The 26,902-nt window shown below is 37.9% G+C and carries 23 protein-coding genes and 1 tRNA gene; 18 read left to right on the forward strand and 6 right to left on the reverse strand.

Features of this window, described 5'->3' with window-relative positions; translation table 11 throughout:
* The first annotated feature begins 47 nt into the window (after window positions 1-47).
* Both FD20_RS03850 and FD20_RS03855 read left to right on the forward strand, forming a co-directional pair.
* On the forward strand, window positions 48-902 hold the full coding sequence (locus FD20_RS03850; RefSeq protein ID WP_057736274.1) for an aldo/keto reductase: 855 nt from the start codon (window positions 48-50) through the stop codon (window positions 900-902).
* Between the two features lie 240 nt (window positions 903-1,142).
* Complete coding sequence (locus FD20_RS03855; protein ID WP_057736275.1) at window positions 1,143-3,050, forward strand: M13 family metallopeptidase; 1,908 nt, start codon at window positions 1,143-1,145, stop codon at window positions 3,048-3,050.
* Window positions 3,051-3,165: 115 nt separating this feature from the next.
* Here FD20_RS03855 and yidC read toward each other — a convergent pair whose 3' ends face one another.
* The 3 genes from yidC to rpmH form a co-directional block, all read right to left on the reverse strand.
* Entirely contained in the window at window positions 3,166-3,999 is an 834-nt protein-coding gene (gene yidC / locus FD20_RS03860) for a membrane protein insertase YidC (protein WP_057736276.1), read from the reverse strand.
* Window positions 4,000-4,025: 26 nt separating this feature from the next.
* Window positions 4,026-4,370: a ribonuclease P protein component gene (rnpA, locus tag FD20_RS03865; RefSeq protein ID WP_057736277.1), complete on the reverse strand. Its 345-nt coding sequence runs from the start codon at window positions 4,368-4,370 to the stop codon at window positions 4,026-4,028.
* 64 nt (window positions 4,371-4,434) lie between these two features.
* On the reverse strand, window positions 4,435-4,569 hold the full coding sequence (rpmH, locus tag FD20_RS03870) for a 50S ribosomal protein L34 (RefSeq protein WP_057736278.1): 135 nt from the start codon (window positions 4,567-4,569) through the stop codon (window positions 4,435-4,437).
* Between the two features lie 512 nt (window positions 4,570-5,081).
* On the opposite strand from rpmH, the gene dnaA reads away from it, so the two are divergent.
* From dnaA to FD20_RS13970, 15 genes are all read left to right on the forward strand, one after another.
* On the forward strand, window positions 5,082-6,434 hold the full coding sequence (gene dnaA / locus FD20_RS03875) for a chromosomal replication initiator protein DnaA (protein WP_057736279.1): 1,353 nt from the start codon (window positions 5,082-5,084) through the stop codon (window positions 6,432-6,434).
* A 161-nt stretch (window positions 6,435-6,595) separates the two neighbouring features.
* A complete protein-coding gene (dnaN, locus tag FD20_RS03880; protein WP_057736280.1) occupies window positions 6,596-7,735 on the forward strand; it encodes a DNA polymerase III subunit beta in 1,140 nt (379 codons plus the stop codon).
* A 287-nt stretch (window positions 7,736-8,022) separates the two neighbouring features.
* A complete protein-coding gene (gene yaaA / locus FD20_RS03885) occupies window positions 8,023-8,253 on the forward strand; it encodes a S4 domain-containing protein YaaA (protein WP_057736281.1) in 231 nt (76 codons plus the stop codon).
* Entirely contained in the window at window positions 8,253-9,377 is a 1,125-nt protein-coding gene (gene recF, locus FD20_RS03890; protein ID WP_057736282.1) for a DNA replication/repair protein RecF, read from the forward strand. Before yaaA ends, recF begins: the two co-directional genes overlap by 1 nt.
* A 39-nt stretch (window positions 9,378-9,416) precedes the next feature.
* Complete coding sequence (gyrB, locus tag FD20_RS03895) at window positions 9,417-11,369, forward strand: DNA topoisomerase (ATP-hydrolyzing) subunit B (RefSeq protein ID WP_057736283.1); 1,953 nt, start codon at window positions 9,417-9,419, stop codon at window positions 11,367-11,369.
* 75 nt (window positions 11,370-11,444) lie between these two features.
* Complete coding sequence (gene gyrA / locus FD20_RS03900; protein ID WP_057736284.1) at window positions 11,445-13,964, forward strand: DNA gyrase subunit A; 2,520 nt, start codon at window positions 11,445-11,447, stop codon at window positions 13,962-13,964.
* A 194-nt stretch (window positions 13,965-14,158) separates the two neighbouring features.
* A complete protein-coding gene (gene rpsF, locus FD20_RS03905) occupies window positions 14,159-14,446 on the forward strand; it encodes a 30S ribosomal protein S6 (RefSeq protein ID WP_057736285.1) in 288 nt (95 codons plus the stop codon).
* Between the two features lie 33 nt (window positions 14,447-14,479).
* Entirely contained in the window at window positions 14,480-15,007 is a 528-nt protein-coding gene (ssb, locus tag FD20_RS03910; protein WP_057736286.1) for a single-stranded DNA-binding protein, read from the forward strand.
* A gap of 20 nt (window positions 15,008-15,027) precedes the next feature.
* Window positions 15,028-15,264 carry a 30S ribosomal protein S18 gene (gene rpsR, locus FD20_RS03915; RefSeq protein WP_057736287.1) on the forward strand — a complete coding sequence of 79 codons (237 nt, stop codon included), beginning with the start codon at window positions 15,028-15,030 and terminating at the stop codon, window positions 15,262-15,264.
* Window positions 15,265-15,535: 271 nt separating this feature from the next.
* Window positions 15,536-16,306, forward strand: coding sequence for a nicotinamide riboside transporter PnuC (pnuC, locus tag FD20_RS03920; RefSeq protein WP_057736288.1), 771 nt, complete (start codon window positions 15,536-15,538; stop codon window positions 16,304-16,306).
* A gap of 296 nt (window positions 16,307-16,602) precedes the next feature.
* Window positions 16,603-18,606 (forward strand): DHH family phosphoesterase, encoded by a 2,004-nt coding sequence (locus tag FD20_RS03925; protein ID WP_057736289.1) that lies wholly within the window; start codon window positions 16,603-16,605, stop codon window positions 18,604-18,606.
* Window positions 18,607-18,631: 25 nt separating this feature from the next.
* Entirely contained in the window at window positions 18,632-19,081 is a 450-nt protein-coding gene (rplI, locus tag FD20_RS03930) for a 50S ribosomal protein L9 (RefSeq protein ID WP_057736290.1), read from the forward strand.
* 75 nt (window positions 19,082-19,156) lie between these two features.
* On the forward strand, window positions 19,157-20,554 hold the full coding sequence (dnaB, locus tag FD20_RS03935) for a replicative DNA helicase (protein ID WP_057736291.1): 1,398 nt from the start codon (window positions 19,157-19,159) through the stop codon (window positions 20,552-20,554).
* A 481-nt stretch (window positions 20,555-21,035) separates the two neighbouring features.
* Entirely contained in the window at window positions 21,036-22,328 is a 1,293-nt protein-coding gene (locus FD20_RS03940) for an adenylosuccinate synthase (protein ID WP_057736292.1), read from the forward strand.
* A 420-nt stretch (window positions 22,329-22,748) separates the two neighbouring features.
* Entirely contained in the window at window positions 22,749-22,871 is a 123-nt protein-coding gene (locus tag FD20_RS13970) for a hypothetical protein (RefSeq protein ID WP_268871932.1), read from the forward strand.
* A gap of 15 nt (window positions 22,872-22,886) precedes the next feature.
* On the opposite strand, the gene FD20_RS03945 is transcribed toward FD20_RS13970, so the two are convergent.
* Complete coding sequence (locus FD20_RS03945; RefSeq protein WP_057736293.1) at window positions 22,887-23,387, reverse strand: acyl-CoA thioesterase; 501 nt, start codon at window positions 23,385-23,387, stop codon at window positions 22,887-22,889.
* A gap of 782 nt (window positions 23,388-24,169) precedes the next feature.
* Here FD20_RS03945 and nhaC point away from each other — a divergent pair.
* Window positions 24,170-25,594: a Na+/H+ antiporter NhaC gene (gene nhaC / locus FD20_RS03950; RefSeq protein WP_057736294.1), complete on the forward strand. Its 1,425-nt coding sequence runs from the start codon at window positions 24,170-24,172 to the stop codon at window positions 25,592-25,594.
* A gap of 266 nt (window positions 25,595-25,860) precedes the next feature.
* On the opposite strand, the gene FD20_RS03955 is transcribed toward nhaC, so the two are convergent.
* Both FD20_RS03955 and FD20_RS03960 read right to left on the reverse strand, forming a co-directional pair.
* Window positions 25,861-25,932, reverse strand: a tRNA-Asn gene (locus FD20_RS03955).
* Window positions 25,933-26,053: 121 nt separating this feature from the next.
* Window positions 26,054-26,893, reverse strand: a complete 840-nt coding sequence (locus FD20_RS03960; RefSeq protein WP_057736295.1) for an aldo/keto reductase — start codon at window positions 26,891-26,893, stop codon at window positions 26,054-26,056.
* Between the last annotated feature and the right edge of the window lie 9 nt (window positions 26,894-26,902).

A 26,902-nucleotide genomic window follows, 5' to 3' on the forward strand; every position in this document is an offset into this window, starting at 1 on the left:
GTAGAATATACTGTGTATTTTAAATCAATTAAAAGCGAGGTTTTTCGATGAAGAGTTTAATTGACACTTACACACTAAGCAATGGCTCAAAAATACCGATTGTTGGCTTTGGCACTTGGCAAACACAAGATGGTCCTCTTGCAGTCATCGCCGTCAAATCAGCATTATCATCCGGTTATCGTCACCTAGATACAGCAGAAATGTATGGTAATGAAAAAAGTGTAGGAAAAGCCATTAGAGAGAGCGGTATATCCCGTCGGACCCTTTTTGTGACGAGTAAACTGAACAATCATGCACACAACTATGAAGCGGCAAGAGACGCTATCGAAAAATCACTCAAAGATCTTCAAGTTGATTACCTCGATCTGTTTTTGATACATTGGCCTAATCCCAAACCTGCTCGCAATGCTCATTGGGAAGAGCATTTACAGGATACTTGGCGCGCACTCGAAGATGCTTATGATGAAGGAAAACTCAAAGCAATCGGAGTTTCGAATTTTAAGAGAAAACATTTTGAAGTATTAGAAAAAACACAACGTCTTGCACCAATGGTCAATCAAATTAGGATATGTCCTGGAGATGTAGATGAAGAAACGATTGAGTACTGCCGCAACAAAGATATCTTATTAGAAGCATACAGCCCCTTAGGCACAGGCAAAGTATTTTCTGATAAGACAATGAAAGCTCTAGCAGAAAAGAACCATCGAACTATAGCTCAAGTATGTCTCAGGTGGTCTCTTCAACATGGTTTCTTACCCTTACCAAAATCAATTCACGAAGACCGCATTGAAGAAAACTCACATCTTTTTGATTTTAAATTATCGGATGAAGATATGGAAACCATAGATAAACTTGATGGAATAATGGGTTATGCACCTGACCCCGATAAAGTTGACTTTTAAGAGACTTGTATCTATAGTAATGTCTCCTATGTCATTAACGATTACAAATATCGAACAACCAAAATGTATAAATATTTGTAGTTAATACTGGAGCTGTGACAAATTATTTGTTTTGTCATAGCTCCTTTGTCCTTTGTTAAGTAATAATCGATTTTTATTTCAGAAAAAGTTATTAACTCTTTATACTTCAGGTAATTTTGAATTACAATAAAATCATATTATGCGTAAAGGAGTTTTAAAATGAATAAAAAAGTCAATGAATCTTTAATTAAAGACAACTTATATATGGCTGTTAATGGCGAATGGCTCAAGACTGCAAAAATTCCTGCAGACAAACCTTTAACAGGCGGTTTTGCAGACCTGGCCGACAACATTGAGAAAACATTGATGCATGATTTTGAACAATTAAATAGTGGTGAACTTAATTCAGATGATCCTTATTTACTTGAATTCTTAAAATACTATAAATTAGCAATGGATTTTTCAAAACGAGATACAGCTGGATTTGAACCAGCCCGCACATATCTCAAAAAAATTGAAGATTTAAAAAATTTGTCAGATTGGGAAAAACAATTAACAGACTTAACCTTAGCAGGCTACCCTTCTCCGATTCCCCTTTATGTTGAACCGGATATGAAAAATACCAAATTGTACGCCCTATACGCAGGTGTTCCAAATCTCATTCTTCCCGATAAAACATATTATTCTCCAGAGAACCCTTCATCTGAAAAACTATTGCAAATTTATTCGACAATGCTAAAAAAATTATTAAATTTGGCCGGCTATTCAGAAGAATTTACTCAAAAAACGATTGCTGGGGCATTAGCTTTCGATAAATCTTTGGTTGCCCATGTTAAGGATAGTACCGAATTAGCTGATTATGTTAAATCATATAATAAATACAGTCTAACTAAATTTGTAAATTTCAGTCAGCATTTTGATGTTCGAAATTACATTACAGCCTTGCTAAAACATGAACCTGATCAGGTAATTGTCACTGAACCAAAATATTATGCAGCATTGAACGATATCGTTAATGAAAAAACATTTATCAACATGAAAAGCTGGCTTTTAGTAAAAACTATTTTGTCTGTTAGCCCATATCTTTCTGATAAAATTCGCATCGTTGCTGGGACTTATTCACGTGCTATTTCGGGCAGTAAAGAACCAATGAATCCGACTAAAAGTGCTTATTACCTAGCAACATCTCAATTCGATCAGGTTGTCGGTCTGTATTATGCACACAAATATTTCGGAGAAGCTGCTAAAAAAGATGTAACAGCCATGGTTAAAAAAATGGCTGACATTTATAAAAACCGACTTTCTAATAACACATGGTTAAGCAAGGACACCCGTGAAAAAGCTGTCGTTAAACTCGAAAAACTCGGTATTCAAGTTGGCTATCCGGATAAGCTTGATCCTTTATATAAAAGATTCAAAGTTAAGGCAGGGAATTTATTAGAAAATAGTCTTACTTTTGATAAAATAGCACTGAAAGACCATTATAGCAAATGGAATAAAAATGTGGATCGGACGCGTTGGGAAATGAGTGCTCACACGGTTAATGCTTATTATAATCCTTCATACAATGTTATTGTTTTCCCTGCAGCCATTCTTCAAGCACCGTTTTATAGCTTTGAGCAGTCAGCCAGCGAAAACTATGGTGGTATTGGCGCTGTTATTGCGCATGAGATATCGCATGCTTTTGATAACAATGGTGCACATTTTGATGAATTGGGCAATCTTCATAATTGGTGGACCAAGCAAGATCTTGATTATTTCAGCAAACTATCTCAAAAAATGATTACAGAGTTTGATGGGCTTAAAACCCCCGCCGGAAAAGTTAATGGAAAACTGGTTGTTTCAGAAAATATTGCTGATGCTGGCGGTTTAAGCTGTGCTTTAGAAGCAGTAAAAAGTGACCCCAGTGCTGACTTAAAGACTTTCTTTTATAACTGGGCACGGGTTTGGTGCATGAAATCATCATTAGAGCGCCAAAAACTGTTACTCGCAATTGATGTCCACGCCCCTCACGAGTTGCGAGCTAATGTACAACCCCAAAACTTAGTTGATTTCTATAAAACATTCAACATCCGTCCTGAAGATGGAATGTACTTGGAACCCGAAAAACGCGTTAATATTTGGTAAGCTTTTCAATCCAAAAGAGGCATATTATTTCCTAGGAAATAATATGCCTCTTTTTTGTTAGATAAGCTCATAGCAACATCATCAAATAATGATTGCACATGAGTCCCTGTTATTGTTATTTTTTCTTACTCTTATAAGCCTTACGTTTTGCTTTTTCAAGTGCCCTTTTTCTTGCCTTCTCTGCTTTCTGCTTTTCTTCACGTTCTTTATTGATTTTGAACGGATTATTGATAAGCATTGTCTGTCCAACCGAAAAAGCATTGGTAATAACCCAGTAAAGCGAGAGTGCTGAAGGCAGGCTGATTGCAGAAAAAAGAATAATTGCTGGCATTCCATAAGTCATGGCAGCAGTCATTCCATTCTGCTCCTGTTGTGACATCACGCTTAGCTTAGATGTAGCAAAGGTAAAGATAGCTGCAAGAATAGGTAAGACGAAGTATGGATCGCGATCACCAAGCTGCATCCACAGAAAAGAACCTGTCTTTAGAACTTGCGACCTTAAAATAGCCTGGTACAATGCTAATAAAATAGGCATTTGCACTAAAATAGGTAAACATCCTGCTACCGGGTTTACACCAGCTTCTGCGTACAGTTTCTGCTGTTCTTCACGCAACTTAGCTTGTGTTTCACTATCTTTAGCAGAATACTTCTGCTGCAGCTTTTTTAATTTAGGTTGCAGTTCCGTTGTCTTACGCATGCTCTTTGTTTGATAGAACATCAATGGTAAGAGGATAACACGAACGATGATCGTAAATACAATAATCCCCCAACCATAGCTATTACCGAACACCTTGCTTAAAAACTGAATAGCTTTAATAAAGTTCCAAATAATATAATGATCCCAGATACCGGAACTATTTTGTGTCACAGTTGATCTGCTACAGCCGGCTAAAAAGAACATTATCATGCCAGCACTAACAAACATGCCGATCCGTTTCGCTTTCTTCACTGCACTTCCCTCACTTTAAACATCTTTTAATCTTTTTTCAATACATGAGCCAAGCGCAAAACATGTATCAAATGTTGCTTTGTTTCAGCCATTGACAATCCAGAAACGGCGGGACGAGCAATGACAATAAAATCGCAATCCTGTTTCAATTGCGGTTTAAGTTCAGTCAAGCTTTGTCTTATACGACGTTTCACCCAGTTTCTGGCAACAGCATTTCCAATTTTTTTACCCACTGAAATTCCAACTCTGAAATGAGTTTGCTGTGGTTTTTCAATCATATAAACGACAAATTGTCGGTTAGCACATGACTTCCCCTGCACAAATACTTTTTGAAACTCCGCTTCTTTCTTGACACGGTATGATTTTCGCATAATACATCTCCAAGTGCCTTGTAAAAGTCTTCAAATAAAGAAAAGACCACTGACGGTCAGTGGTCTATGCAGACAATACTTTTCTACCTTTACGGCGTCTACGTGCTAAAACATTACGACCGCTACTTGTACTCATACGTTTGCGGAAACCATGTACTCTTGAACGATGACGCTTCTTTGGTTGGTAAGTTCTCTTCATAGGATTCAACACCTCCTTGATCCAATAAGCATACTCAACAATCGTAATCAGAATTTTACTAAAAAAAACTATCTCTGTCAAGTTGCCTTACTGAACTATCCTATCATAATTTGGTTTTTAATAAAAGACAATTTTTTAAAAAGCTTTCCTACAGTTATCCACAAAAGTATCTAATAAAGGCACATCATCTGTGGATTTCTTGTTATCCACATTTTTTACACACAGGATTCCCTCAGAGTTTAACCACAGATAAACAGGTTGTTAATTGTTTTTCCACAAGCTGTTTTATCCCTGTGGAAAACCGCTATAAAGGCTGCTATGCAAGCAGTACTTAGGAACGTCTTCCTGTGGAAAACTTTCATGGAAAACTGTTGTGCACTTTATAAAACAGACTGTGGAAAACTTTGTAACAGTCTGTTATTTAAAATTTTGAGTTCTACACAAACCTGTGGAAAACTTTAGAATTAAATGCTAGAATAGCATAGTGATAACTCAGAAAAGGAGGTTTAATTGTGCCTGATCTCGAAACCTTATGGCAATATATCTGCGATGAATTCAGTAAAAAGCTGTCAACTATCAGTTATAATACCTGGCTCAAAGCTGTCAAACCGATCCAATTCAAGTCCAACACCTTAGTCCTTGAAGTTCCAACCGCACTTCACAAAGACTATTGGAAAGCTAACTTGAGTAAGCAAGTAACTGCTATGATAGCTGCTTCAATAGGCCAAAAAATTGATGTAGTTGCTAAATTGCCCGAAGAACCAAACCCTTTGGAAAATTCTTCATATGCGTATACAAACACATCTCCTGCACGGGATCCTTCACGACCGACGTTTATGCGCGAAACAAAATTAAATGACAAGTATACATTTGATACATTCGTTATAGGAAAAGGGAATCAAATGGCTCATGCCGCGGCGCTAGTTGTCGCCGAAGAACCAGGAGCTTTGTACAATCCTTTGTTCTTCTTTGGAGGTGTCGGCCTAGGAAAAACCCATTTGATGCACGCTATCGGACATCAAATGCTGGCAAACAATCCTCAAGCGAAAGTCAAGTACGTCACGAGTGAAGCATTTGCAAATGACTTCATCAACTCAATACAAACAAAGCGCCAAGAGGAATTTCGGAAAGAATACCGTAGCGTTGATCTTCTACTGGTCGATGATATTCAATTTTTTGCGGATAAAGAAGGAACGCAAGAAGAATTCTTCCACACCTTCAATGCACTTTATGATGATAAGAAACAAATTGTTCTTTCATCAGATCGTCTTCCAAATGAGATCCCTAAACTGCAAAAACGCTTAGTTTCTCGTTTTAAGTGGGGGCTTTCCGTAGACATAACCCCACCTGACCTTGAAACAAGAATAGCCATTCTTAGAAATAAAGCCGATGCAGATGATCTTGCTATTCCTGATGACACATTGAGCTACATAGCAGGGCAAATAGACTCCAACATTAGAGAACTTGAGGGAGCACTTGTACGCGTACAAGCGTACTCATCTATGACTCATATGCCTGTAACAACTAGTCTAGCAGCTGATGCATTGAAGAATCTCAAATTAAACGGTAAAAGCAATGAAATATCAATAGCAGTTATTCAAGATAAAGTTGCAAAATACTACCATATCTCTATCAGTGATTTAAAGGGCAAAAAGAGGGTCAAAAATATTGTCATTCCTCGTCAAATTGCAATGTATCTCGCTCGTGAATTAACGGATGCCTCTTTACCAAAAATTGGGCATGAATTTGGTGGTAAAGATCATACAACCGTGATACATGCTCATGAAAAAATATCTGGTGTTTTAGAGAGTGATAGTGACATGCAAAGAGCAGTCAATGACTTAAAAGGTGAACTAAAAAAATAATCCACCTGTGGACAAATGTGGATAAAAGAGCGTACTTATACACAGGATATGAACATGTGGATATCTTTCAGCAGCAACGCCTTTTTTAGTTTTCCACAGCATCCACAGCCCCTACTACTATTACTTTATTTATTATTAATAATTATATACAGGAGGTTCGCATGAAATTTACAGTTAATCGAACAAACTTCATAAAAAGCTTAAATGATGTCCAAAGGGCTATCTCGTCTAAGACAACTATTCCAATATTAACGGGATTAAAATTAACTTTAGCAGCACAAGGACTAACACTGACAGGAAGCAATGCAGATATTTCAATAGAAACATTTATATCTGTAGATGACGACAGTGCTGAACTTCAAATTGAGGAAACAGGGAAAATTGTTTTACCTGCTAGATTTTTTAGTGAGATTATAAAAAAATTGCCTGAAGCAGTCTTAACAATCAATGTAACAGAAAATTACCAAACAGAAATAACATCTGGACAAGCATCATTTACGATCAAAGGATTAGATGCAGATAATTATCCACACTTACCTGAAATTGATGAAACACAACATTTATCCTTGACAAGTGATATTTTGAAACAGATAATCAGTCAAACTGTGATTGCTGTTTCTAATCAGGAAAGTCGACCTATCTTAACTGGTATTCATCTCGTAATCAAAGACGAGGGGCTTATGGCGGTTGCAACTGATAGTCATCGATTAAGTCAACGTAAAATAACGATCGACAGTGGGCAAAACAATGCGTACGATATCATTGTTCCCGGAAAGTCTTTGAATGAATTAGCTAAAATGCTGCCAGATGATTCAAGTGACGTGGAATTAAGAATTTCAGAAAATCAAATTCTTTTTGTTTTTGGAAATACATCCTTTTATTCACGTTTACTCGAAGGAAACTATCCGGATACGGAACGTTTAATTCCTCAAAATTCAGAAACCACGATTGAATTTAATGCAGTAGAGTTCTTATCTTCAATTGAACGCGCATCCTTGTTGTCCCATGAAAGTCATAATAATATTGTGAAACTTTCTTTGGATGTACCAGAGCAAAAGGCAACAATTTACAGCAATTCCCCTGAAATCGGGAATGTTGAAGAAACTTTGAAATTCCAAAACTTAACAGGTAACACATTGGAAATATCATTTAACCCTGATTATATGAAAGATGCATTGAGATCTTTTGGTCAAACGACGGTAACTGTTGCATTTACAAAACCGCTGCGTCCATTCACACTTGTTCCAAGTGAAGATCATGAACATTTTATTCAGTTAATTACACCAGTTAGAACTTTTTAATTACTAAATTCATGCAGCGGCCTTATTCCTTTTAGGAGGGGCCGCCGTTTTTTTACTCTAAAATTTTAGCATTGTAACAGATGAGGACTGTTTCCAAAGACACCATCGTTCTAAAAAATAAGCCAATTTGTAATTAAATTAGCTTATAAACGTTTTTAAACTATTTCAGTATAAATCCATTCAAAGCCTATAAAATGTCTCTAAAGGCTTGTATGGGCTTTATAAAATTGTTTTTTATATCAAAAAAGGTTATAATCGAAGTATTAGGTAAAGGTAGGTGACGTCCGGTGGAAAAGGATCTTTTTTTGAGAACGCAGTACATAACATTAGGGCAATTTCTAAAAATTACGGGGATTATTGACTCGGGTGGACGAGCAAAGTGGTTTTTACAAGAGAATAAGGTGTTAGTCAATGATGAAGCCGAGGCCCGCCGCGGACGCAAATTGCGCGCTGGGGACAAAGTTATAGTTCCAGATGCAGGTACTTTTATAATGCGTTCTAAACAGCAGGAAAAATAATGTATTTAAGTGAGTTAGCATTGAAAAATTTTCGCAATTATGAAGATGTTGAGCTCTCTTTTTCTCCAAAAATTAATGTCCTAATTGGCGAAAATGCACAAGGAAAAACAAATTTACTCGAAGCAATTTATGTTCTTGCAATGACAAGAAGTCATCGCACAAGTAGTGAGCGTGAGCTTTTAACTTTTAAAAAAGAAAACGCCACTATTCGCGGGACGATTGAACGTAAATTGGGTAAACTTAAATTGGAATTGATACTGAGTAAAAAGGGGAAAAAAGCAAAAGTTAATCATTTGGAGCAAGCACGACTTTCCCAGTATGTTGGACAGATGAATGTCATTTTATTTGCTCCCGAAGATTTAGCGCTTGTGAAAGGTGCACCGGCTGTAAGAAGAAGATTTATTGATATGGAATTTGGACAGATTGACCCACATTATCTGCACAATCTAAGCCAATATCGAACAATTTTGAAGCAGCGTAATAAATATCTGAAGCAGTTGCAATCAAAAAAAGCTGTGGACTTAGTTTTATTAGGTGTACTTTCAGATCAGCTGGCAGCTTTTGGAGCCGAAATAATTGCGCGGCGTTTGAAATTTCTAGATAAACTTGAGAAGTATGCACAGGAAATTCAAAATAATATAACTCAATCCAAAGAGAATTTGTCTTTTGAATATGAGGCAAGTATTTCAGAAGTTTCTGAAAAATCAGTTGATGAACTTTATGGTGTTTTACGGCAGAGCTTTGCTGACAATAGTAAAAAGGAAATCTTTCAAGGTACGACCTTATATGGCCCCCATCGAGATGATGTACGTTTTTTGATCAACATGAGAAATGTGCAGACATATGGTTCGCAAGGTCAGCAAAGAACAACTGCTTTATCGGTTAAACTTGCTGAAATTGAGTTAATGAAGGAGGAAACGGGAGAATATCCAATCCTACTTTTAGATGATGTTTTGTCTGAACTTGATGGAGATAGGCAAACGCATTTATTGAAAACAATTCAAGATAAAGTACAAACTTTTTTGACAACACCTAGCCTTAGTGAAATTACTAGGCAGCTGATTGATGATCCTAAAATATTTAGAATCGCACAAGGAAAAGTTGAATTACAAAAAAGTAATTAGTTATGTAATACAAGCAACTGCTTTGAGGAGGAAAAAAGGTTGACAGACAGGGAAAAACAAGAAGAAGTCAAAGAAGAACGTGCCAAAGATTATGATGCGAGTCAAATTCAAGTGCTTGAAGGGCTTGAAGCGGTTAGAAAGCGTCCAGGGATGTATATTGGCTCGACCAGTTCGCAAGGACTTCACCATTTGGTTTGGGAAATTATTGATAATGGTATAGATGAGGCCTTGGCAGGATTTGCAGATGAAATTAATGTTATTGTCGAAAAGGATAATAGTATTACGGTCAAAGATAATGGCCGTGGAATTCCTGTTGATATTCAAGCGAAGACGGGGCGCCCAGCTTTGGAAACTGTTTTCACGATTTTGCATGCCGGTGGAAAATTTGGTGGCGGAGGCTACAAAGTTTCAGGCGGTTTGCATGGTGTGGGTGCTTCTGTCGTTAATGCGTTGTCAACCACTTTGAGTGTTAAAGTTATGCGTAATGGTCAAATCTATGCGATGGATTTTCAGCGTGGAAAAGTAGCTAAGGAAATGCGTGTAATTGGAACTTGCGGGGAGCATGAACATGGGACCATCGTTCACTTTTTGCCAGATCCAGATATTTTTACAGAGACAACAGTCTATGATATTAAAACATTAACAACAAGGATAAGAGAATTAGCTTTCTTGAATAAGGGCTTAAAAATAACGATTGATGATATGCGCCCAGAAAAGGCAACAAATAACACTTTTCATTATGAAGGTGGAATCAAACATTATATTGAGTTCTTGAACAAAGGCAAGGAAGTTCTTTTTGAAGAACCTATTTATGTTGAGGGTGAACAAAAGGGAATTACCGTTGAAGTTGCACTACAATACACTAATGGCTATCATTCAAATTTATTAACTTTTACAAACAATATTCATACTTACGAAGGCGGCACACATGAAGCAGGTTTCAAGACAGCCTTGACACGTGTGATCAATGATTATGCTCATAAGAATAATTTGATGAAAGAAAATGAAGATAATCTGTCAGGTGAAGATGTTCGTGAAGGGTTGACTGCTGTTGTCAGTATTAAGCATCCAAATCCGCAGTTTGAAGGACAAACAAAGACTAAGTTAGGCAACTCTGACGCACGAACGGTCACAGATCGGATGTTCGCAGAACATTTTAGTAAGTTTATGATGGAAAATCCTACAGTTGCACGAAAAATAATAGACAAAGGAATTCTTGCTTCAAAAGCAAGAGTTGCAGCTAAAAGAGCGCGCGAAGTGACACGCAAGAAAAATGGCTTGGAAATCAGTAATTTGCCTGGAAAATTAGCCGACAATACGAGTAAAGATCCTGCAATTTCAGAATTATTTATCGTCGAGGGTGATTCAGCGGGTGGATCAGCCAAGCAAGGACGTTCACGTTTGACGCAAGCAATTTTACCTATTAGGGGTAAAATTCTAAATGTTCAAAAAGCAAGTTTAGATCGAATTTTAGCAAATGAAGAAATACGTTCGCTATTTACAGCTTTAGGGACAGGATTCGGCAATGAGTTTGATGTTAGTAAAGCAAAATATCACAAACTAATCATTATGACTGATGCAGATGTTGATGGTGCGCATATTCGTACACTGCTTTTGACCTTATTCTATCGGTTTATGCGTCCAATGATCGACAATGGATTTGTTTACATTGCGCAGCCACCATTATACCAAGTTCGTCAAGGAAAAATGATTAGGTATATTGATTCGGATGAGGAATTAGAAGAGACGTTGAGCAAACTGCAACCAAGCCCTAAACCAGCTATTCAGAGGTACAAAGGTTTGGGTGAAATGGATGCAGAACAGCTATGGGAAACAACGATGGATCCGGAAAAGCGACGGCTTTTACAGGTTAGTTTATCTGATGCAGAGGAAGCAAACAATGTTTTTGATATGCTAATGGGAGACAAAGTAGAGCCTCGACGTGAATTTATTGAAACTAATGCAACCTTTGTTGAAAATTTGGATGTCTAAAAATTTCCCAGGAAATATTCGAGGATATCTATTTTCTGAAATGTTAAAAAGGTTTAAAAGTAGGAGGTAGGAATATTGGTAGAATTACCAAATCGAGTGGAGAAAACGGATTTGTCTGGTATCATGCGTAAATCTTTCCTAGATTATGCAATGAGTGTTATTGTGGCTCGAGCTTTGCCAGATGTTCGTGACGGATTGAAGCCGGTTCATCGACGCATTTTATATGGAATGAATGAGCTGGGAGTTTCACCAGATAAGCCATACAAAAAATCTGCGAGGATTGTCGGTGATGTGATGGGAAAGTATCATCCTCACGGTGACTCAGCAATATATGAATCAATGGTCAGAATGGCTCAGGATTTCAGTTACCGATACATGTTGGTTGACGGACATGGGAATTTTGGATCAGTCGATGGTGACGGTGCAGCTGCTATGCGATATACTGAAGCTAGAATGAGTAAAATAGCGACGGAAATGCTGCGAGATATTAACAAGAATACAATTGATTTTAAGGAAAACTATGACGGTACTGAACGTGAACCTAAAGTTTTACCAGCACGTTTCCCTAATTTGTTAGTCAACGGAGCAACGGGTATTGCCGTTGGGATGACCACCAATATTCCACCGCATAATTTAAAAGAGGTTATTTCAGGGCTGCATATCTTGATGGATAATCCTGAGGCAACAACAGCCGACTTGATGGAGGTTATCAAAGGTCCTGATTTTCCAACAGGTGCAATCGTCATAGGAAAGTCTGGAATAAGAAAAGCCTATGAAACGGGCAGAGGCACGGTTACTCTCCGGGCTAAAGTTGAGATAGAAGAGCTCAAGAGTGGTAAAGAAGTAATTGTGGTTCATGAACTACCATACATGGTCAACAAAGCAAAATTAATCGAGCGGATAGCCGAGTTAGCGCGAGAAAAGAAAATTGAGGGAATTACAGATATCAGAGATGAATCTGATCGCGAAGGTCTGCGGATAACAATCGATGTCCGGAAGGATATGAGTGCGTCAGTTGTTTTGAATAATTTATATAAAATGACATTGATGCAAACAACTTTTAGTTTTAATATGTTGGCGATTGTAAATGGGACACCACGGATTTTAAATTTGAAACAAATTTTGCAGTATTACCTTAAGCATCAGGAAAGTGTAATCAGACGTCGAACTGAATTCGAGTTAAAGAAGGCTCAGGCTCGTGCACATATCCTGGAAGGCTTGCGCATTGCATTGGATCATATTGATGCCATCATTAATATTATTCGCGGTTCAAAAAGTGGTGAAATTGCAAAGTCTCGTTTGATTAATGAATACCAATTGTCGGACAAGCAAGCACAGGCAATTCTGGATATGCGTCTAGTTAAATTAACTGGTTTGGAACGTGATAAGATTGAGGATGAGTATCAGCGCTTGATGGAAGCTATTGCCGATTACAAGGATATTTTGGCACATCAAGAACGAATTGACCAGATAATATACAAAGAACTGCTTGAGATACAGGAGAAGTATGGCGACGATCGCCGAACCGAATTAATGGTTGGAGAAGTTTTAAGTCTTGAAGATGAAGATCTGATTGAAGAAGAAGAAATTGTTGTTACGTTAACACATAATGGATATGTTAAAAGATTACCAACCAGTGAATTCAAGTCTCAACGGCGCGGAGGTCGTGGTGTCCAAGGTATGGGTGTTCATGATGATGACTTCATTGAGCATTTGACTACTACCTCTACACATGAAGGTATTTTGTTCTTTACAAATATGGGAAAAGTATATCGAATGAAAGGATACGAGATTCCTGAGTACGGGCGTGCTGCTAAAGGAATTCCTGTTATTAATTTATTAGGAATTGATTCAGGTGAGAAGATTCAAGCGGTGATCAATGTCTCCAGAAACAATGAAGATCAGAAGAGCTATCTTTTCTTTACTACACGTCAAGGGACTGTTAAACGAACAGCAGTTGATGAATTTTCGAACATAAGAAGCAATGGACTTAAGGCTATTACACTCAAAGATGGGGACGAACTAATGAGTGTTCAGATTACTAATAGCAAACGCAACATCATTATCGGGACTCATCTAGGCTACGCAGTTAGCTTTGCCGAAGAAGCCGTGAGAGCAATGGGAAGGTCTGCGGCCGGTGTTCGCGGAATTCGTTTACGTGAGGGAGACTACGTTGTTGGTGCAGACATATTGTATCCAGACAGTCGCGTTTTTGTTATTAGTGAAAAAGGTTTTGGCAAGCAAACAGCATCGAAAGAATACCCGATTAAGGGACGTGGCGGCAAGGGAATTAAAACAGCCAATATCACCGAGAAAAATGGTCCGTTAGCCGGACTGACCACGGTCCTTGGAGGAGAAGATATAATGCTGATTACGAATAAGGGAGTAATGATTCGTTTCGGAATTGATAGTGTTTCTCAGACTGGACGTGCAACGCTTGGTGTTCATTTGATCAAGGTTAACGAAGATGCAGCAGTTTCGACAATGGCGAAAGTGGAGCCTGAACAGATGACGGCAGAATCAGTTGAATCAACAGAACCAACAGAACCAACAGAACCAACAGAACCAACAGAACAAGAAGACGATAAAGAATAAAAAGAATATTTTCAAGAGGATTCCGATAAACCTGCGTACTTAATAGTTGTAAGGTCATCAGGGGTCCTCTTGCATTATCCATCTTTAAATGTTATAATTTTTATTCGTTAGTATCTAACTAGAAATAGCATTAGATTACTTTCCTTGTTCTTAAAAAATAAGAACCAATAGTCCATAAGGAGGTGTAAACAGTCATGACTTACGAAATTACTTATATTATCAGCCCAGCCATCGATGAAGCTGCAAAAGCTGCTTTAGTAGAGCGTTTTGATGGAGTTTTAAAAGACAACGGTGCTGAAGTCGTAGATTCAAAAGACTGGTCTAAGCGTCGTTTTGCTTACGAAATCGGTGGTTTTACAGAAGGTATTTACCATATCGTTAACGTAAAGGCTGATGATGCAGTAGCAATTGATGAATTTGATCGTCTTGCTAAGATCAACGAAGGAATCTTACGTCACATGATAGTTAAACGTGAAGCTTAATTATTTTGAAATTAAAAAAGGAGGAACGGAATCTTGATCAATAGAGCTGTTCTTGTAGGTCGATTAACACGTGATCCAGATTTGCGTTATACCGGCAGTGGAGTAGCCGTTGGAACATTTACGGTTGCTGTCAATCGTCAATTTACTAATCAGCAAGGGGAACGTGAAGCTGATTTCATTAATTGCGTAATTTGGCGTAAAGCAGCAGAAAATTTTGCTAATTTTACTCACAAAGGTTCATTGGTTGGAGTAGATGGTCGAATTCAAACTCGCTCATACGAAAATCAACAGGGTAATCGTGTTTATGTGACTGAAATTGTTGTTGATAGTTTTTCATTGCTTGAATCTCGTTCACAATCAGAACGTTATCAACAGCAACATGGCAACGATACGCAAGGTTCCGCTTCCTCTCAAAATGGATCTGGTACAAGCAATGATAATTTGTTTGGAGGTCCGGCTAAAAATAATCCTGCAAAAGAGCAGGGCAATAATGATGATGTCGATCCTTTTGCAGATAATGGAAAACAGATAGATATCTCAGATGATGACTTACCATTTTAATCCAAAGGGAGGGAAATTAAATGGCACAACAACGTAGAGGCGGACGCCGTCGCCGTAAGGTAGATTTTATTGCGGCCAATCACATTGAATATATTGATTACAAAGATACTGATCTTTTGAAACGTTTTATCTCAGAACGAGGCAAGATTTTACCACGTCGAGTAACGGGAACAAGTGCTAAAAACCAGCGTCGTTTAACTATCGCAGTTAAGCGTTCACGTATTATGGGCTTTTTACCATTTGTTACAGAGGACTAAGAAAAAAGAAAAACAAGGCACGGTTTCCCGAGCCTTATTTTTTTTGCTCAAAAAGCTAATTAAAAAATTTAAATACTATATATTGTGCCATGTGTCATTAGTTGATCAACATATTGGAATGTCAAGACTGGTTTTTCTTAAATTTAGCGCATATACTTGTAAAGCGTGAGCCACTCAAACATGAAATTCAGAAAAATGTTTTTATTCTGTCGACAGGAAAGTACCTGAATTAATTGAAAGTGCTCTAAATTTTAAGGAGGTTATTATCAAGATGTTTAATCGCTATATTGATGTACTAACAAACTTACCAAGCTATTCTAAGAATGTTTTTCGAAAGGACTATTTTAGCTGGTTACTGAATCAATGTCGCGGCTGGGGAAAGTTTAGTTATGGACTATTGATTTTTAATTTTATTTTACAGATTTTTTCATTACTGCAATCATTTAATGTGGCTCCTCTTCAATCTGTTGTTTCGTTTATCGGCGGTAATCTCTCTGTGGCCTGTGTTATCGGAATTTCAAATCGTTCTGGTATTCAGGGGTGGGCAGGTGCTGTCAGTGCTATCTGCATTGCTTCAGTGGGCTTTATGGCGGGAAATTATGCAACTGCTTGGGAACAAATCGGGTATTTGCTTTTCCTTGATTTTTTCTGCATTTTGGATCCAAAATGGAATGATAATATTCAAGCTGAAAAATTTGAGAACCGGTTTGAATGGATAGCGTATGTCATTTTCTTTGGTTTGGCATGGGCAGTTCTCTACTATATCTTTAGTTTAACTAGTGATCCGCGTGTTTTCTTAGATAGTTTAAATTTGGCAATGGCCATCACCGGATCATTGCTAGAATTGAATCGAAAACGTGAACAGTATTATGTGTGGACTATTAGTTCGATTTTCACAATTGCATTATGGATGCAGACTATGCTGCAAGGAGATGGAAATTTTGCTTTGATTTTCAGTTATGGCGTCTTCTTCTTAAATGATATGTATGCATTCTTTAGTGTTCGGGGATGGTTTCGTTCAAATACACATACAGAAGCTTAGTATGATACAAAAACAAAAAAGCTGTGAGTTCAATAACTAAACTCACAGCTTTTTTGTTTTTGTAAAGTCGAATTTAAAAAGATATTTATAAAAATAGTTGGACATACTAGTTAATTTTGTATCTGATGTAACAGTTTGTTGTTTGTGATAAAATAGAAAGAACGATGAGCTTTTTATATTTTATGCTATCATATGAGACTGTATACTGGTTAAGAAATCTATAGGGTAAAACCCATGGCTGATTTTGATCTGATTTACGGTTTTGGTTAATATTCACAGAATGTGAGGAGAAGATAGTGAAACAATTTTTTTCAAAGGATTTCTGGCATTTGCCGGCTTTTATGAAAAATAACAAGATAATGTTAATCGCAATCTTTCTTTTATTACTTTCAATAGTTTGCGAGATAATGGCGTTTCTTGTGAATCCAATTTTAGGTCTGGTTCTTTTAGTTTTGGTTGTGCTAACAATTGCAGTGGCGTTTTTTACGCTAAAGGAAATTACAGAGGATACCAATGAATATATTTCGGATTTGTCCTACCGTATTAAGCGTGGTGAACAAGAATCGCTAATAAAAATGCCGATTGGAATTTTATTTTTAAGTGAGAAGGGTGAGATAGAGTGGATTAACCCTTACCTGCAAAAATATTTTGGCAAAAATGAAGTGTTAGGGAAGTCTGTGTCTGAAGTTGATGAAGAATTAGCTACTTTAATCAAAGAAAACTATAAAACTAAGGGTGCTCTGGAAGTTTCTTGGGGCAAACGTAGGTTTCAGATGCTGATACAAAATGATATTCATGCGGTATATTTGATGGATGTGACAAAATATGCTCAAATTGAGCAGCATGACCGTGATACAGGAATTGTTGTCGGTCAAATTTTTCTGGATAACTATGATGAGGTTACCCAGACGATGACTGATAAAAAAGTTTCCAATTTAAGCAATTATGTGACCAATGAATTGTCTAATTGGGCTAAACGTTTTGAAATGTATCTTAAACGAATTGATGATGACCATTTTTTTGTTGTGGCTTATGCAGGAGTTCTAAAACAGTTAGAAGATGAGAAGTTTAGGATACTAGATCGAATTCGTGAAAGAACTTCAAAACAAAACTTTCCGTTAACGTTAAGCATCGGAATAGCCTACGATGATGATAATTTAGCTGCTTTAGCCAGACTCGCTCAAAGTAATCTAGATTTGGCTCTTGGCCGCGGGGGCGATCAGGTCGTTGTGAAGACACCTAATGGACAGGCTCGCTTCTATGGTGGGAAAACAAACCCAATGGAGAAGAGGACCCGCGTTCGAGCACGCATGATCTCACAGGCTTTACAGGAGTTGATGAGTCAGTCGGAGCAAATTTTTGTGATGGGTCATAAACAACCGGATATGGATTCTGTTGGTGCATGTCTTGGAATTAGGCGAATTGCTGCCATGAACAAAAAAAAGTGCTGGATTGTTCTGGATAAAGACGGTCTGCACTCTGACGTTGAGCGGCTGATGGAGGAACTTGAACAGTATCCAGATATAAAGGGAAACATTATCTCGGCTGAGGAAGCGCTGGAAAAAACGACAGAACAAAGTTTGTTAATAATGGTCGATCATTCTAAACCATCGATTTCAGTCAGTGAGGAACTTTATACTAAATTAATCAACCGCGTAATGGTGATCGATCATCATCGCCGTGGTGAAGAGTTTCCTGAAAATCCAATCTTAGTTTATATTGAACCTTACGCATCATCAACGTGTGAATTGATAACAGAAATGTTCGAATATCAATCCAAGGAGAGTGAACCGATTAACAAGATAGAAGCAACAGCAATGTTGACAGGGATTATCGTAGATACAAGATCATTTTCTCTGCGAACAGGAACGAGAACATTTGATGCGGCTAGTTACTTGCGTTCAGTTGGGGCAGATTCAGCTATGTCACAGCATTTTATGAAAGAAAATGCCGACAATTTCTTGCAACGCAATCATTTAATTGATCGTGTAGAGTTTATTGGTGAAAATTTGGCGTTGTGTGCCGGTGAGGTAGATAAAATTTATGATCCGGTGACTGCGGCACAAGCTGCAGATGCACTTCTTACAGTTAGCGGAGTTGAGGCTTCATTCGTTGTTACGCAACGTAAGGATGGAAAAGTGGGAATATCTGCACGCAGCAATGGAAAGGCCAATGTCCAAGTCGTTATGGAACAGTTGGGTGGAGGCGGTCATCTTTCGAATGCGGCAACACAACTGGAAGGTGTTTCAGTTAGCGAGGCACGAGAACAACTTTTAGATGTTCTGAAAAAAGAAAATTAGAGTTTTATTTTGAGGAGGATTTAGAATGAAAGTTATTTTTGTACAAGATGTTAGAGGCAAGGGAAAACGTGGAGAAGTCAAGGATATTCCTGATGGGTATGCCAATTTTTTGATGAAGGCAAATAAAGCTAAAGCTGCAACAGCACAGGCAATGAGTCAATTGAAAGCACAACAACGTGCTGAAGAAAAGAAAGATGCTGAAATTTTAGCAGAAGCAAAAGTACTTAAAGAAAAATTGGAATCTGGTAAAATGGTCGTTGAACTGAAAGCGAAAGCCGGAGAAGATGGAAGATTGTTTGGTTCGATTACAAGCAAACAAGTAGCACAGGCACTTGTTAAGCAGTATGGCTTAAAGATCGACAAGCGCAAGATGGATTTGCCAGAGCCTATCAAAGTTCTTGGGTACACAAATATACCAGTTAAATTGCACACCAAAGTCAGTGCTAAAATCCGAGTTCATATAGCAGAAAAATAGCAAATATAGAGGTTTCGACAATTCGAACAGAACGTCCTTAATGTTTAGGCTTATTTGGAGTGAGAGGAAAAAAAGATGAGTAATGATGTTTTGACAGACCATTTGCCACCACAGAATATTGAGGCTGAACAAGCAGTTTTAGGTTCGATCTTTTTGCGTTCAGATTCGTTAGTTGAGGCGATGGAATATCTTCAACCTGATGATTTTTATCGGCGTGCACATCAGATAATTTTTCAAGCAATGATAGATTTAAATAATCAAGACGAAGTAATTGATGTTGTGACGATGAACGATTATTTGAATGCTAAGAACCAAAGCGAAGATGTCGGTGGGGTCGGTTATATTGCTGAATTAGCAACAGCCGTTCCAACGGCTGCGAATGTCGCGTATTACGCGCGTATTGTTGAAGAAAAAGCGATTATGCGTCGTTTGATAGCGACAGCTTCGAACATTGTCACCCAGACCTATAACCAAGAAGAAGACGTGCCAACATTACTAGACGATGCTGAACGGCAAATTATGGATGTTTCCGAACGTAGAAATCGAAGTGGGTTTAAGTCGATTACCGACGTTCTGAATAGCACGATCGAGCAGATTGATAGATTATATCAGAATGATGAAGATATTACGGGGTTGGCAACAGGCTATAATGAATTAGATAAAATGACTGCTGGACTTCAGCCAGACAACTTGATTATTTTGGCAGCACGACCTGCTGTTGGTAAAACGGCCTTTGCTTTGAATATTGCGCAAAACGTTGGAACCAAGACAGATCAGACAGTAGCTATTTTCTCACTTGAAATGAGTGCTGAATCGTTGGTTAACCGTATGCTCTGTGCAGAGGGAAGTGTCAATGCAAACCATCTGCGAACAGGTCAGCTGAACGATGAAGAATGGCAGAATTTAGTTGTGGCCATGGGTTCTCTGTCACAAGCATCTATTTATATTGATGATACACCAGGTATTAAAATGGCTGAAATAAGAGCGAAATGTCGTCGCTTAGCTAAAGAAAAGGGTAATTTGGGTTTGATCGTAGTCGATTATCTGCAGTTGATTGAGGGAACTAATAAGGAAAGCAGGCAGCAAGAGGTTTCTGAAATTTCACGACAGCTCAAAAAGTTGGCTAAAGAATTGTCGGTACCGGTAATTGCGTTGTCACAGCTTTCACGAGGAGTTGAACAACGTCAAGATAAAAGACCGGTTCTTTCTGATATTCGTGAGTCAGGATCGATTGAGCAAGATGCAGATATTGTTGCTTTTTTGTATCGGGATGATTATTATGATCGACAAGAAGGCGATGAAAACGAGGGCAATGGCGGCAATAATGGTAAAGATGACGATACGCAAGATGTCGGCGAAGTGGAAGTAATAATTGAAAAAAACCGTTCCGGACCGCGTGGTACCGTCAAACTTTTATTCGTGAAGTCATATAATAAATTTTCATCAGTAGCATATGTTCCTGAGAATGGGTAAGAATGTTAGTCAACGTTCTTTTCTATAAGATAAAGCTAAAAAGAATAAAATAGAGCTGTAGCAAGACATTAGTTTTGCTGCAGCTTTTTTGTAATTGAGAAATTTCGTACAATATGATTTAAAGATGAATTTTTTATCTAACCATGAATTACGCATAGTCCAATCTATATTCATAGTTAATGCTTAAAGCTTAAAGCCTAACAGTTATTGGTATATGCCATTAGTGCCGAAAGATCTCGAATTTCTACCACACATATCTGTCGTTTTCCGCATCATAGCCGCCTATATAAAGTTCTTAGACTCTTCCGTAAAAAGCAAAAGTCAGAGTTAAAGTTCGTTATTTTTGAGTTTTGAAAAAAGCTTTTTTATAAATATTCGTTATTTACTTGAAAGATAAACTTTTGACTGATACAATTATCGAGGTTAATGATTAAGTTTGTGTAGTTTATTTTGGTTAAATCATTCAATGAGGTGAAACTTAATGTCATCAATAGTAGTTGTAGGTAGTCAATGGGGCGATGAAGGAAAAGGTAAAATCACTGATTTCCTAAGTCATAATGCTGATGTAATAGCTCGCTATCAGGGCGGCGATAATGCAGGTCATACGATTGTGTTCGGTGGAAAAACCTTCAAGCTTCGTTTGATACCATCCGGGATCTTTTATTCCTCTAAGACAAGCGTAATAGGTAACGGAGTTGTGTTAAATCCTAAGTCGTTAGTTGAAGAATTAAAATATTTGAAAGACCGAGGAATTTCGACTGATAATTTGCGTATTTCAGATCGTGCGCATGTTATTTTGCCATACCATATTCTGTTAGACGGACTTCAAGAAAAAGCTAAAAAAGATCAGAAAATTGGAACAACTAATAAAGGCATCGGACCAGCTTATATGGATAAAGCGGCTCGGGTCGGTATTCGTGTGGCTGATTTACTAGATAAAGAAATTTTTGAAGCTAAATTAAGACATAATCTTGAAGAAAAAAATCAAGAATTTATACGTTTTTATGACCATGAACCTTTGAAATTTGAAGATATTTTTGAAGCATACTATGAATATGGCCAACAATTTAAAGATAATGTTGCAGACACATCAGTGATATTGAATGATGCCCTTGATAGTGGGAAAAAAGTTTTATTTGAGGGTGCACAAGGTGTCATGCTTGATATTGATCAAGGAACCTACCCATTCGTAACTTCGTCGAACCCAGTTGCTGGTGGAGTGACGATCGGTAGCGGAGTCGGTCCTTCTAAGATTGATAAGGTAGTAGGAGCCTGTAAAGCATATACTTCAAGAGTGGGCGATGGTCCTTTCCCAACAGAGTTGAATAATGAAACGGGTAATTTCATTCGCGAGGCAGGTCATGAATACGGGACTGTCACTCATCGTCCTCGTCGGATTGGGTGGTTTGACAGCGTCGTTTTACGGCACGCTAAACGTGTTTCTGGTTTGACTAATCTTTGCTTAAATTGTGTGGATGTTTTGACAGGATTGGATGAAATAAAGATTTGTACATCGTATGAATTGAATGGAGAAACAATTTACCATTATCCAGCAAGTTTGAAGCAACTGAGTCAATGCAAGCCTGTTTATGAGACGTTACCAGGTTGGAAGGAAGACATTACCAATGTTAAACGGCTTGAAGACTTGCCAGTCAATGCACGCAATTATGTACAAAAAATTGAAGAATTGGTTGGTGTTAGAATTTCAACATTCTCAGTGGGACCTGATCGTGAACAAACCAACGTTTTAGACAATGTATGGGAGCAGATCTAAGTATTACTTTTTAAAATTGTAGTCATAAAAAAGTACCTTCAAAGTTAAAGCTTTTCACTTCAACTTTGAAGGTACTTTTTGTTTAATCACATTGCAATCTTTACTTAATTTAAGCGTAAGCAAAAAATGATACTAAGATGTTTAAAGTCAATTACTGGAATCGAGTTGAGGTTTCTTAGAAAATAAATGTTGCCGTGAGTAATTATTTTACTGCTAAAATAATTTTTAGTTAAGAATTCCTAATTTGACGCTAAAAGGATGACATAGTTCAAATTTTAACAATACATTATCCTCGTTTTTTCCGTCTAACCGTTATAGAATGGGAATGAACGTTCGATAAAAGATTGATGTCTAGCAAAGCTGTCTTGTGATCCATAGAGAGTACGGTGCTAAGAGTTAATTATTATAGGAGTGATGATAATGGTATTTTCTAGTGATACAGAAAAGGCGATCAGGACAGTAATGAAACAGAAAGCGTGTACATATGAGGAAGCAATAGCATTTTTAATTGACGTTGTCCAAAAGCAAAGGTCAGTGAATTAGATTTTCAGCAGTTGGTCATTTTTGTTGCCAGGGGAGTGCAAGTGAGATCCTCTGTCTGAATTCTTTTTGTTGTTTAAGTTGATCAATTTGTTTTTGTTTTCGTTCAGGATACTTTGAACAGATGGCTTTTTCTTCTTTTGATGTAGGGATTATGGGTTCTAGTATAGTTTCTTTGTTAAGAACAACAAATGTTAAAAAAGCGGTTGCCCCCAGAAAACGGTCACCTGTTTGAAGATGTTCGCCGATTATTTTGGCAAATATTTCGATGGAGCGTTTTCCGACACCACTGGCATAGGTTTCAATGTAGAAAAAATCTTTTAATTTAAAAGGAGCGATAAAATTAAAGTGATCAAGTGATGCAGTGGCTGTTTCTGTGCGTGCAACACGCGATGCCGAGATTGAGGCAGTACTATCCAACAATTCGAGTAGACGACCGCCATAGACGGTTTCGTGTTCATTTAAATCACTAACTAGGACCCGATGGCTTGTGATTGCTAAGGTTTGCTGACAGTTCATAGTGAAGTCTAGACCTCCTAATTTTTTACTTGAGTTTCAGTATTATAATAGCACACTAGTAAAAGCTATGAGAAAATGAAACGGTTATTGATGTTTCACATGAAACATTAATAACCGTTTTCAATAAAAAAATATACAGTTCTGAATATGGTTAGAATCCAACTGATTTCGCCCAAAATATGTAAAAGGGGACGGAAATAAGGCGGAGAAGACATACTAGTGCAGAAATACTGAGTACTTAACGATGAAAAGAATCAAATATCGACAAACTGCACCAATGTAATTTGAAATACCATGTTAATTTGCCTTCAAGTGGCTTTTTTGAAAATAAATTTACGTGGAAGTGTATGTGAATTTCTTGATAGCACATTTAAGTGAAGGGTTGACATAGGAAGTATAGCATGTTAATCTTTGCGTAATCTAATAACTGAACGTTGAATGTCATAATAAGTAGTTTATCTATCTGGGTGTCAGGAAGTCGGTGGTTACTGCGAACCGATCAGGGTAGTTTGGCGAAATACATTGACAGAGTTTCTTTGAACGGCTAATAACTAGACTCCGTTATCGTCTAGTGAGTGGAAGACTAGTGGCTTTTTTGTCTTCAAACTGGGTGGTAACACGGAAATTCGTCCCTATTGCATTTATTGCAATAGGGATTTTTTTATTATTTAAAAAAGGGTGATAAGGAATGGTTGGAAGCTTTGGGGGAATAGCGGGTTATCAATATTGCGCACGAAAACAATAAAAATTAGCAAACATTAACAACGATGAGGAGTGTCAAAATGAATGAAATTAAAAAGATAAGTGTAAAAGAAGCAAGTTGTATTTTGATTTTGGTATTACTGATAATGGGAGGCGGCGTAATCGGTTTCGGGCTTTCACCACAAGTTCCCGTTATGTTAGCAATGGGGACAATCATTTTGTGGGCGAAGCTAAAACGTTTCAGCTGGGCGAGCGTCAATTTAGGCATTAAAGATGGAATTGAGAAGGGGATCATCCCTATTTTTATTTTTATACTGATTGGTGCCATGATTAGCACGTGGATTGCCGCTGGTACGATTCCGTCTTTAATGGTATTGGGATTTAAAATAATAAGTGTGCGCTGGTTTCTTCCTTCCGTTTTTGTTGTATGCACACTTGTGGGAGCAGCAGTTGGGAGTGCCTTCACAGTGGCCTCAACTGTAGGAATTGCTTTTATGGGTATGGGGATTACGATGGGATTGAACCCAGCCATGATAGCGGGCTCTATTATCTCGGGCGCAATTTTTGGAGATAAGCTTTCACCACTTTCGGAAACTAATAATCTGGCCTCAGCAGTAGTAGATACAGAATTATTTGAACATATCAGGAACCTTTTATGGTCAACGTTGCCAGCAGGAATTCTGACAGCTGTGCTGTTCATGATCGTGGGTCATGATAATTCCAGTATGAGTTTAGAGAGAATCAATAAAACTGTTGCTATTTTAAATTCACATTTCAATATCTCATTTTGGGCGGTAATTCCAATTGTTTTAGTTTTTTTGTGTGCTGGTTTTAAGATGCCAGCCGTCCCAACGATGCTCTTAAACATTTTTGTCACGAGCATTATGATTTTTGTGCAGGATCCTCAAATTCCATTAAAAAAACTGGCAGAAATTATTACAAATGGTTTTGTCGCTAAAACGGGAAATGTAACAGTTAACACGTTGTTGTCGCGTGGGGGAATTGTCAGTATGATGCCAACTGTCGCTTTAATCGTCTTGACCTTGTCTTTGGGCGGACTCCTCGTCAGATTTGGCTTGATAAGAACTGTGATGGCTCCATTGGCCAAGCATCTCAATAGTACAGGTAAATTGATCACAGCCGGGATTCTAGCATGTCTAGGTGTTAATATTTTTGTGGGCGAACAATTTTTATCGATCATTTTACCTGGGCGGGCATTTAAGCAAACATTTAATGCAGGTGGCCTAGCAAATGATGCATTGGGTCGTGTGCTTGAAGATGGTGGCACAGTCATTAATTACTTGGTTCCTTGGGGAGTTGGTGGAGTTTTCTTGGCCAATACATTAAGTGTACCAACAGTACATTACCTGCCATTTGTCTTCTTCAGTCTCTTATGTCCTCTTTTTTCAATTTTGAGCGGTTTTACAGGAGTAGGTCTGAAACGAATTTCCGCAGGAGATGCACTAGTTGACACAAATGCGGTAGAAGGCAGTCAAATCAATTAATGGAAATTTTTCTAATCAGGATGCTTTGTATTGCAGTGATAATGTATGGATGATTTTTTGAATAGCGCTTATCATCAGAAAATTCAGGGATGATAAGCGCTATTTACTTAGAGGTCGAACTTTCTTACTAACTATAATTAATTTGTCAAAATAATAATACTGCAAGTTAGCGGAGTCTACAGATAGACTGCAACATATCAATTATTAGACTACAAAAAAAGGACCTGTATAATTACAAGTTCTTTTTTATACCGATAAATTAAAAACTGCTCAGGTAGGATTCGAACCTACGACCTCTTGATTAACAGTCAATTATTCTACCACTGAACTACTGAGCAATGATCATTAATAGCACATATATAGTTATACCATATCAATTATGCTTTGTAAACATATTTTTTTAGAATAATGAGCTACAGTATTCAGTGGATGATTAAGTAACAATTCGACGAATAAAAGTCAGTCAAACTCCTCATATTCATTAGGATCCTGATCATCGATGCGTCCATCGGTCCGAGTCAAGCCATTGATGGCGTCAACCTCTGCGGTAGTTAGTTTAAAATCAAAGACATCTAGATTAGAGCGTTGGTGCAGCAGGTTGCTTGATTTTGGAATTGGAACAACTCCTCTTTCAATATGCCAACGTAAAACTATCTGGCCGATATTTTTATGGTATTTGTCAGCGAGTTTTTTGATCAATGGTTCCTGCAGAACTTTGTTTCCACGTCCGAGAGGGCTCCATGCTTCTGTAACTATCCCACGTTCTTTGTTTGCTTTCAACATCCGTTCTTGAATCCAGAAGGGATGGACCTCAATTTGATTAACAGCTGGAGTAATCCCCGTTTTGTCAACAAGATGATCAAGGTGTTCAGGTTCAAAGTTCGAAACACCGACCGAGCGGATGAGGCCTAGCTTTTGAGCAGTTATAAGTGCTTTCCATGCTTCAACATAAAGTTTTCTCTTAGGTAGAGGCCAGTGTATCAGATACAAGTCAAAATATGACAGGCCCATGCGGCATAGCGACTCTTGGATACTCATCAGGGCATCATCGTAATGATGATATTTGCCAGGAAGTTTTGAAGTAACAGTAAAGGCTGAACGCGGAATACCAGAACGGCGGATCGCTTCTCCAACAATTCCTTCGCTATCATAGTTAGTTGAGGTATCAAGTAATCGATAACCATCCTGAATGGCGGAGAGAACCTGATCGATTCCCTGACCTCCACGTATCTGGTAGGTTCCAAGACCGATAGAAGGAATCAGATGGCCATCGTTAAGAGTTATTTTAGGAATATTCATGTGACAGAT

Origin of the sequence: Liquorilactobacillus uvarum DSM 19971 (assembly GCF_001434935.1) — a bacterium.
Taxonomy (GTDB): domain Bacteria; phylum Bacillota; class Bacilli; order Lactobacillales; family Lactobacillaceae; genus Liquorilactobacillus; species Liquorilactobacillus uvarum.

Excerpts from the sequence above, each read along its gene's own strand:
- FD20_RS03850 (WP_057736274.1), top strand. The coding sequence starts at position 48 with ATGAAGAGTTTAATTGACACTTACACACTAAGCAATGGCTCAAAAATA.
- FD20_RS03855 (WP_057736275.1), top strand. The coding sequence starts at position 1,143 with ATGAATAAAAAAGTCAATGAATCTTTAATTAAAGACAACTTATATATG.
- rnpA (WP_057736277.1), bottom strand. The coding sequence starts at position 4,370 with ATGCGAAAATCATACCGTGTCAAGAAAGAAGCGGAGTTTCAAAAAGTA.
- rpmH (WP_057736278.1), bottom strand. The coding sequence starts at position 4,569 with ATGAAGAGAACTTACCAACCAAAGAAGCGTCATCGTTCAAGAGTACAT.
- dnaN (WP_057736280.1), top strand. The coding sequence starts at position 6,596 with ATGAAATTTACAGTTAATCGAACAAACTTCATAAAAAGCTTAAATGAT.
- recF (WP_057736282.1), top strand. The coding sequence starts at position 8,253 with ATGTATTTAAGTGAGTTAGCATTGAAAAATTTTCGCAATTATGAAGAT.
- rpsF (WP_057736285.1), top strand. The coding sequence starts at position 14,159 with ATGACTTACGAAATTACTTATATTATCAGCCCAGCCATCGATGAAGCT.
- rpsR (WP_057736287.1), top strand. The coding sequence starts at position 15,028 with ATGGCACAACAACGTAGAGGCGGACGCCGTCGCCGTAAGGTAGATTTT.
- pnuC (WP_057736288.1), top strand. The coding sequence starts at position 15,536 with ATGTTTAATCGCTATATTGATGTACTAACAAACTTACCAAGCTATTCT.
- rplI (WP_057736290.1), top strand. The coding sequence starts at position 18,632 with ATGAAAGTTATTTTTGTACAAGATGTTAGAGGCAAGGGAAAACGTGGA.
- dnaB (WP_057736291.1), top strand. The coding sequence starts at position 19,157 with ATGAGTAATGATGTTTTGACAGACCATTTGCCACCACAGAATATTGAG.
- FD20_RS03940 (WP_057736292.1), top strand. The coding sequence starts at position 21,036 with ATGTCATCAATAGTAGTTGTAGGTAGTCAATGGGGCGATGAAGGAAAA.
- FD20_RS13970 (WP_268871932.1), top strand. The coding sequence starts at position 22,749 with ATGGTATTTTCTAGTGATACAGAAAAGGCGATCAGGACAGTAATGAAA.
- FD20_RS03945 (WP_057736293.1), bottom strand. The coding sequence starts at position 23,387 with ATGAACTGTCAGCAAACCTTAGCAATCACAAGCCATCGGGTCCTAGTT.
- nhaC (WP_057736294.1), top strand. The coding sequence starts at position 24,170 with ATGAATGAAATTAAAAAGATAAGTGTAAAAGAAGCAAGTTGTATTTTG.
- FD20_RS03960 (WP_057736295.1), bottom strand. The coding sequence starts at position 26,893 with ATGAATATTCCTAAAATAACTCTTAACGATGGCCATCTGATTCCTTCT.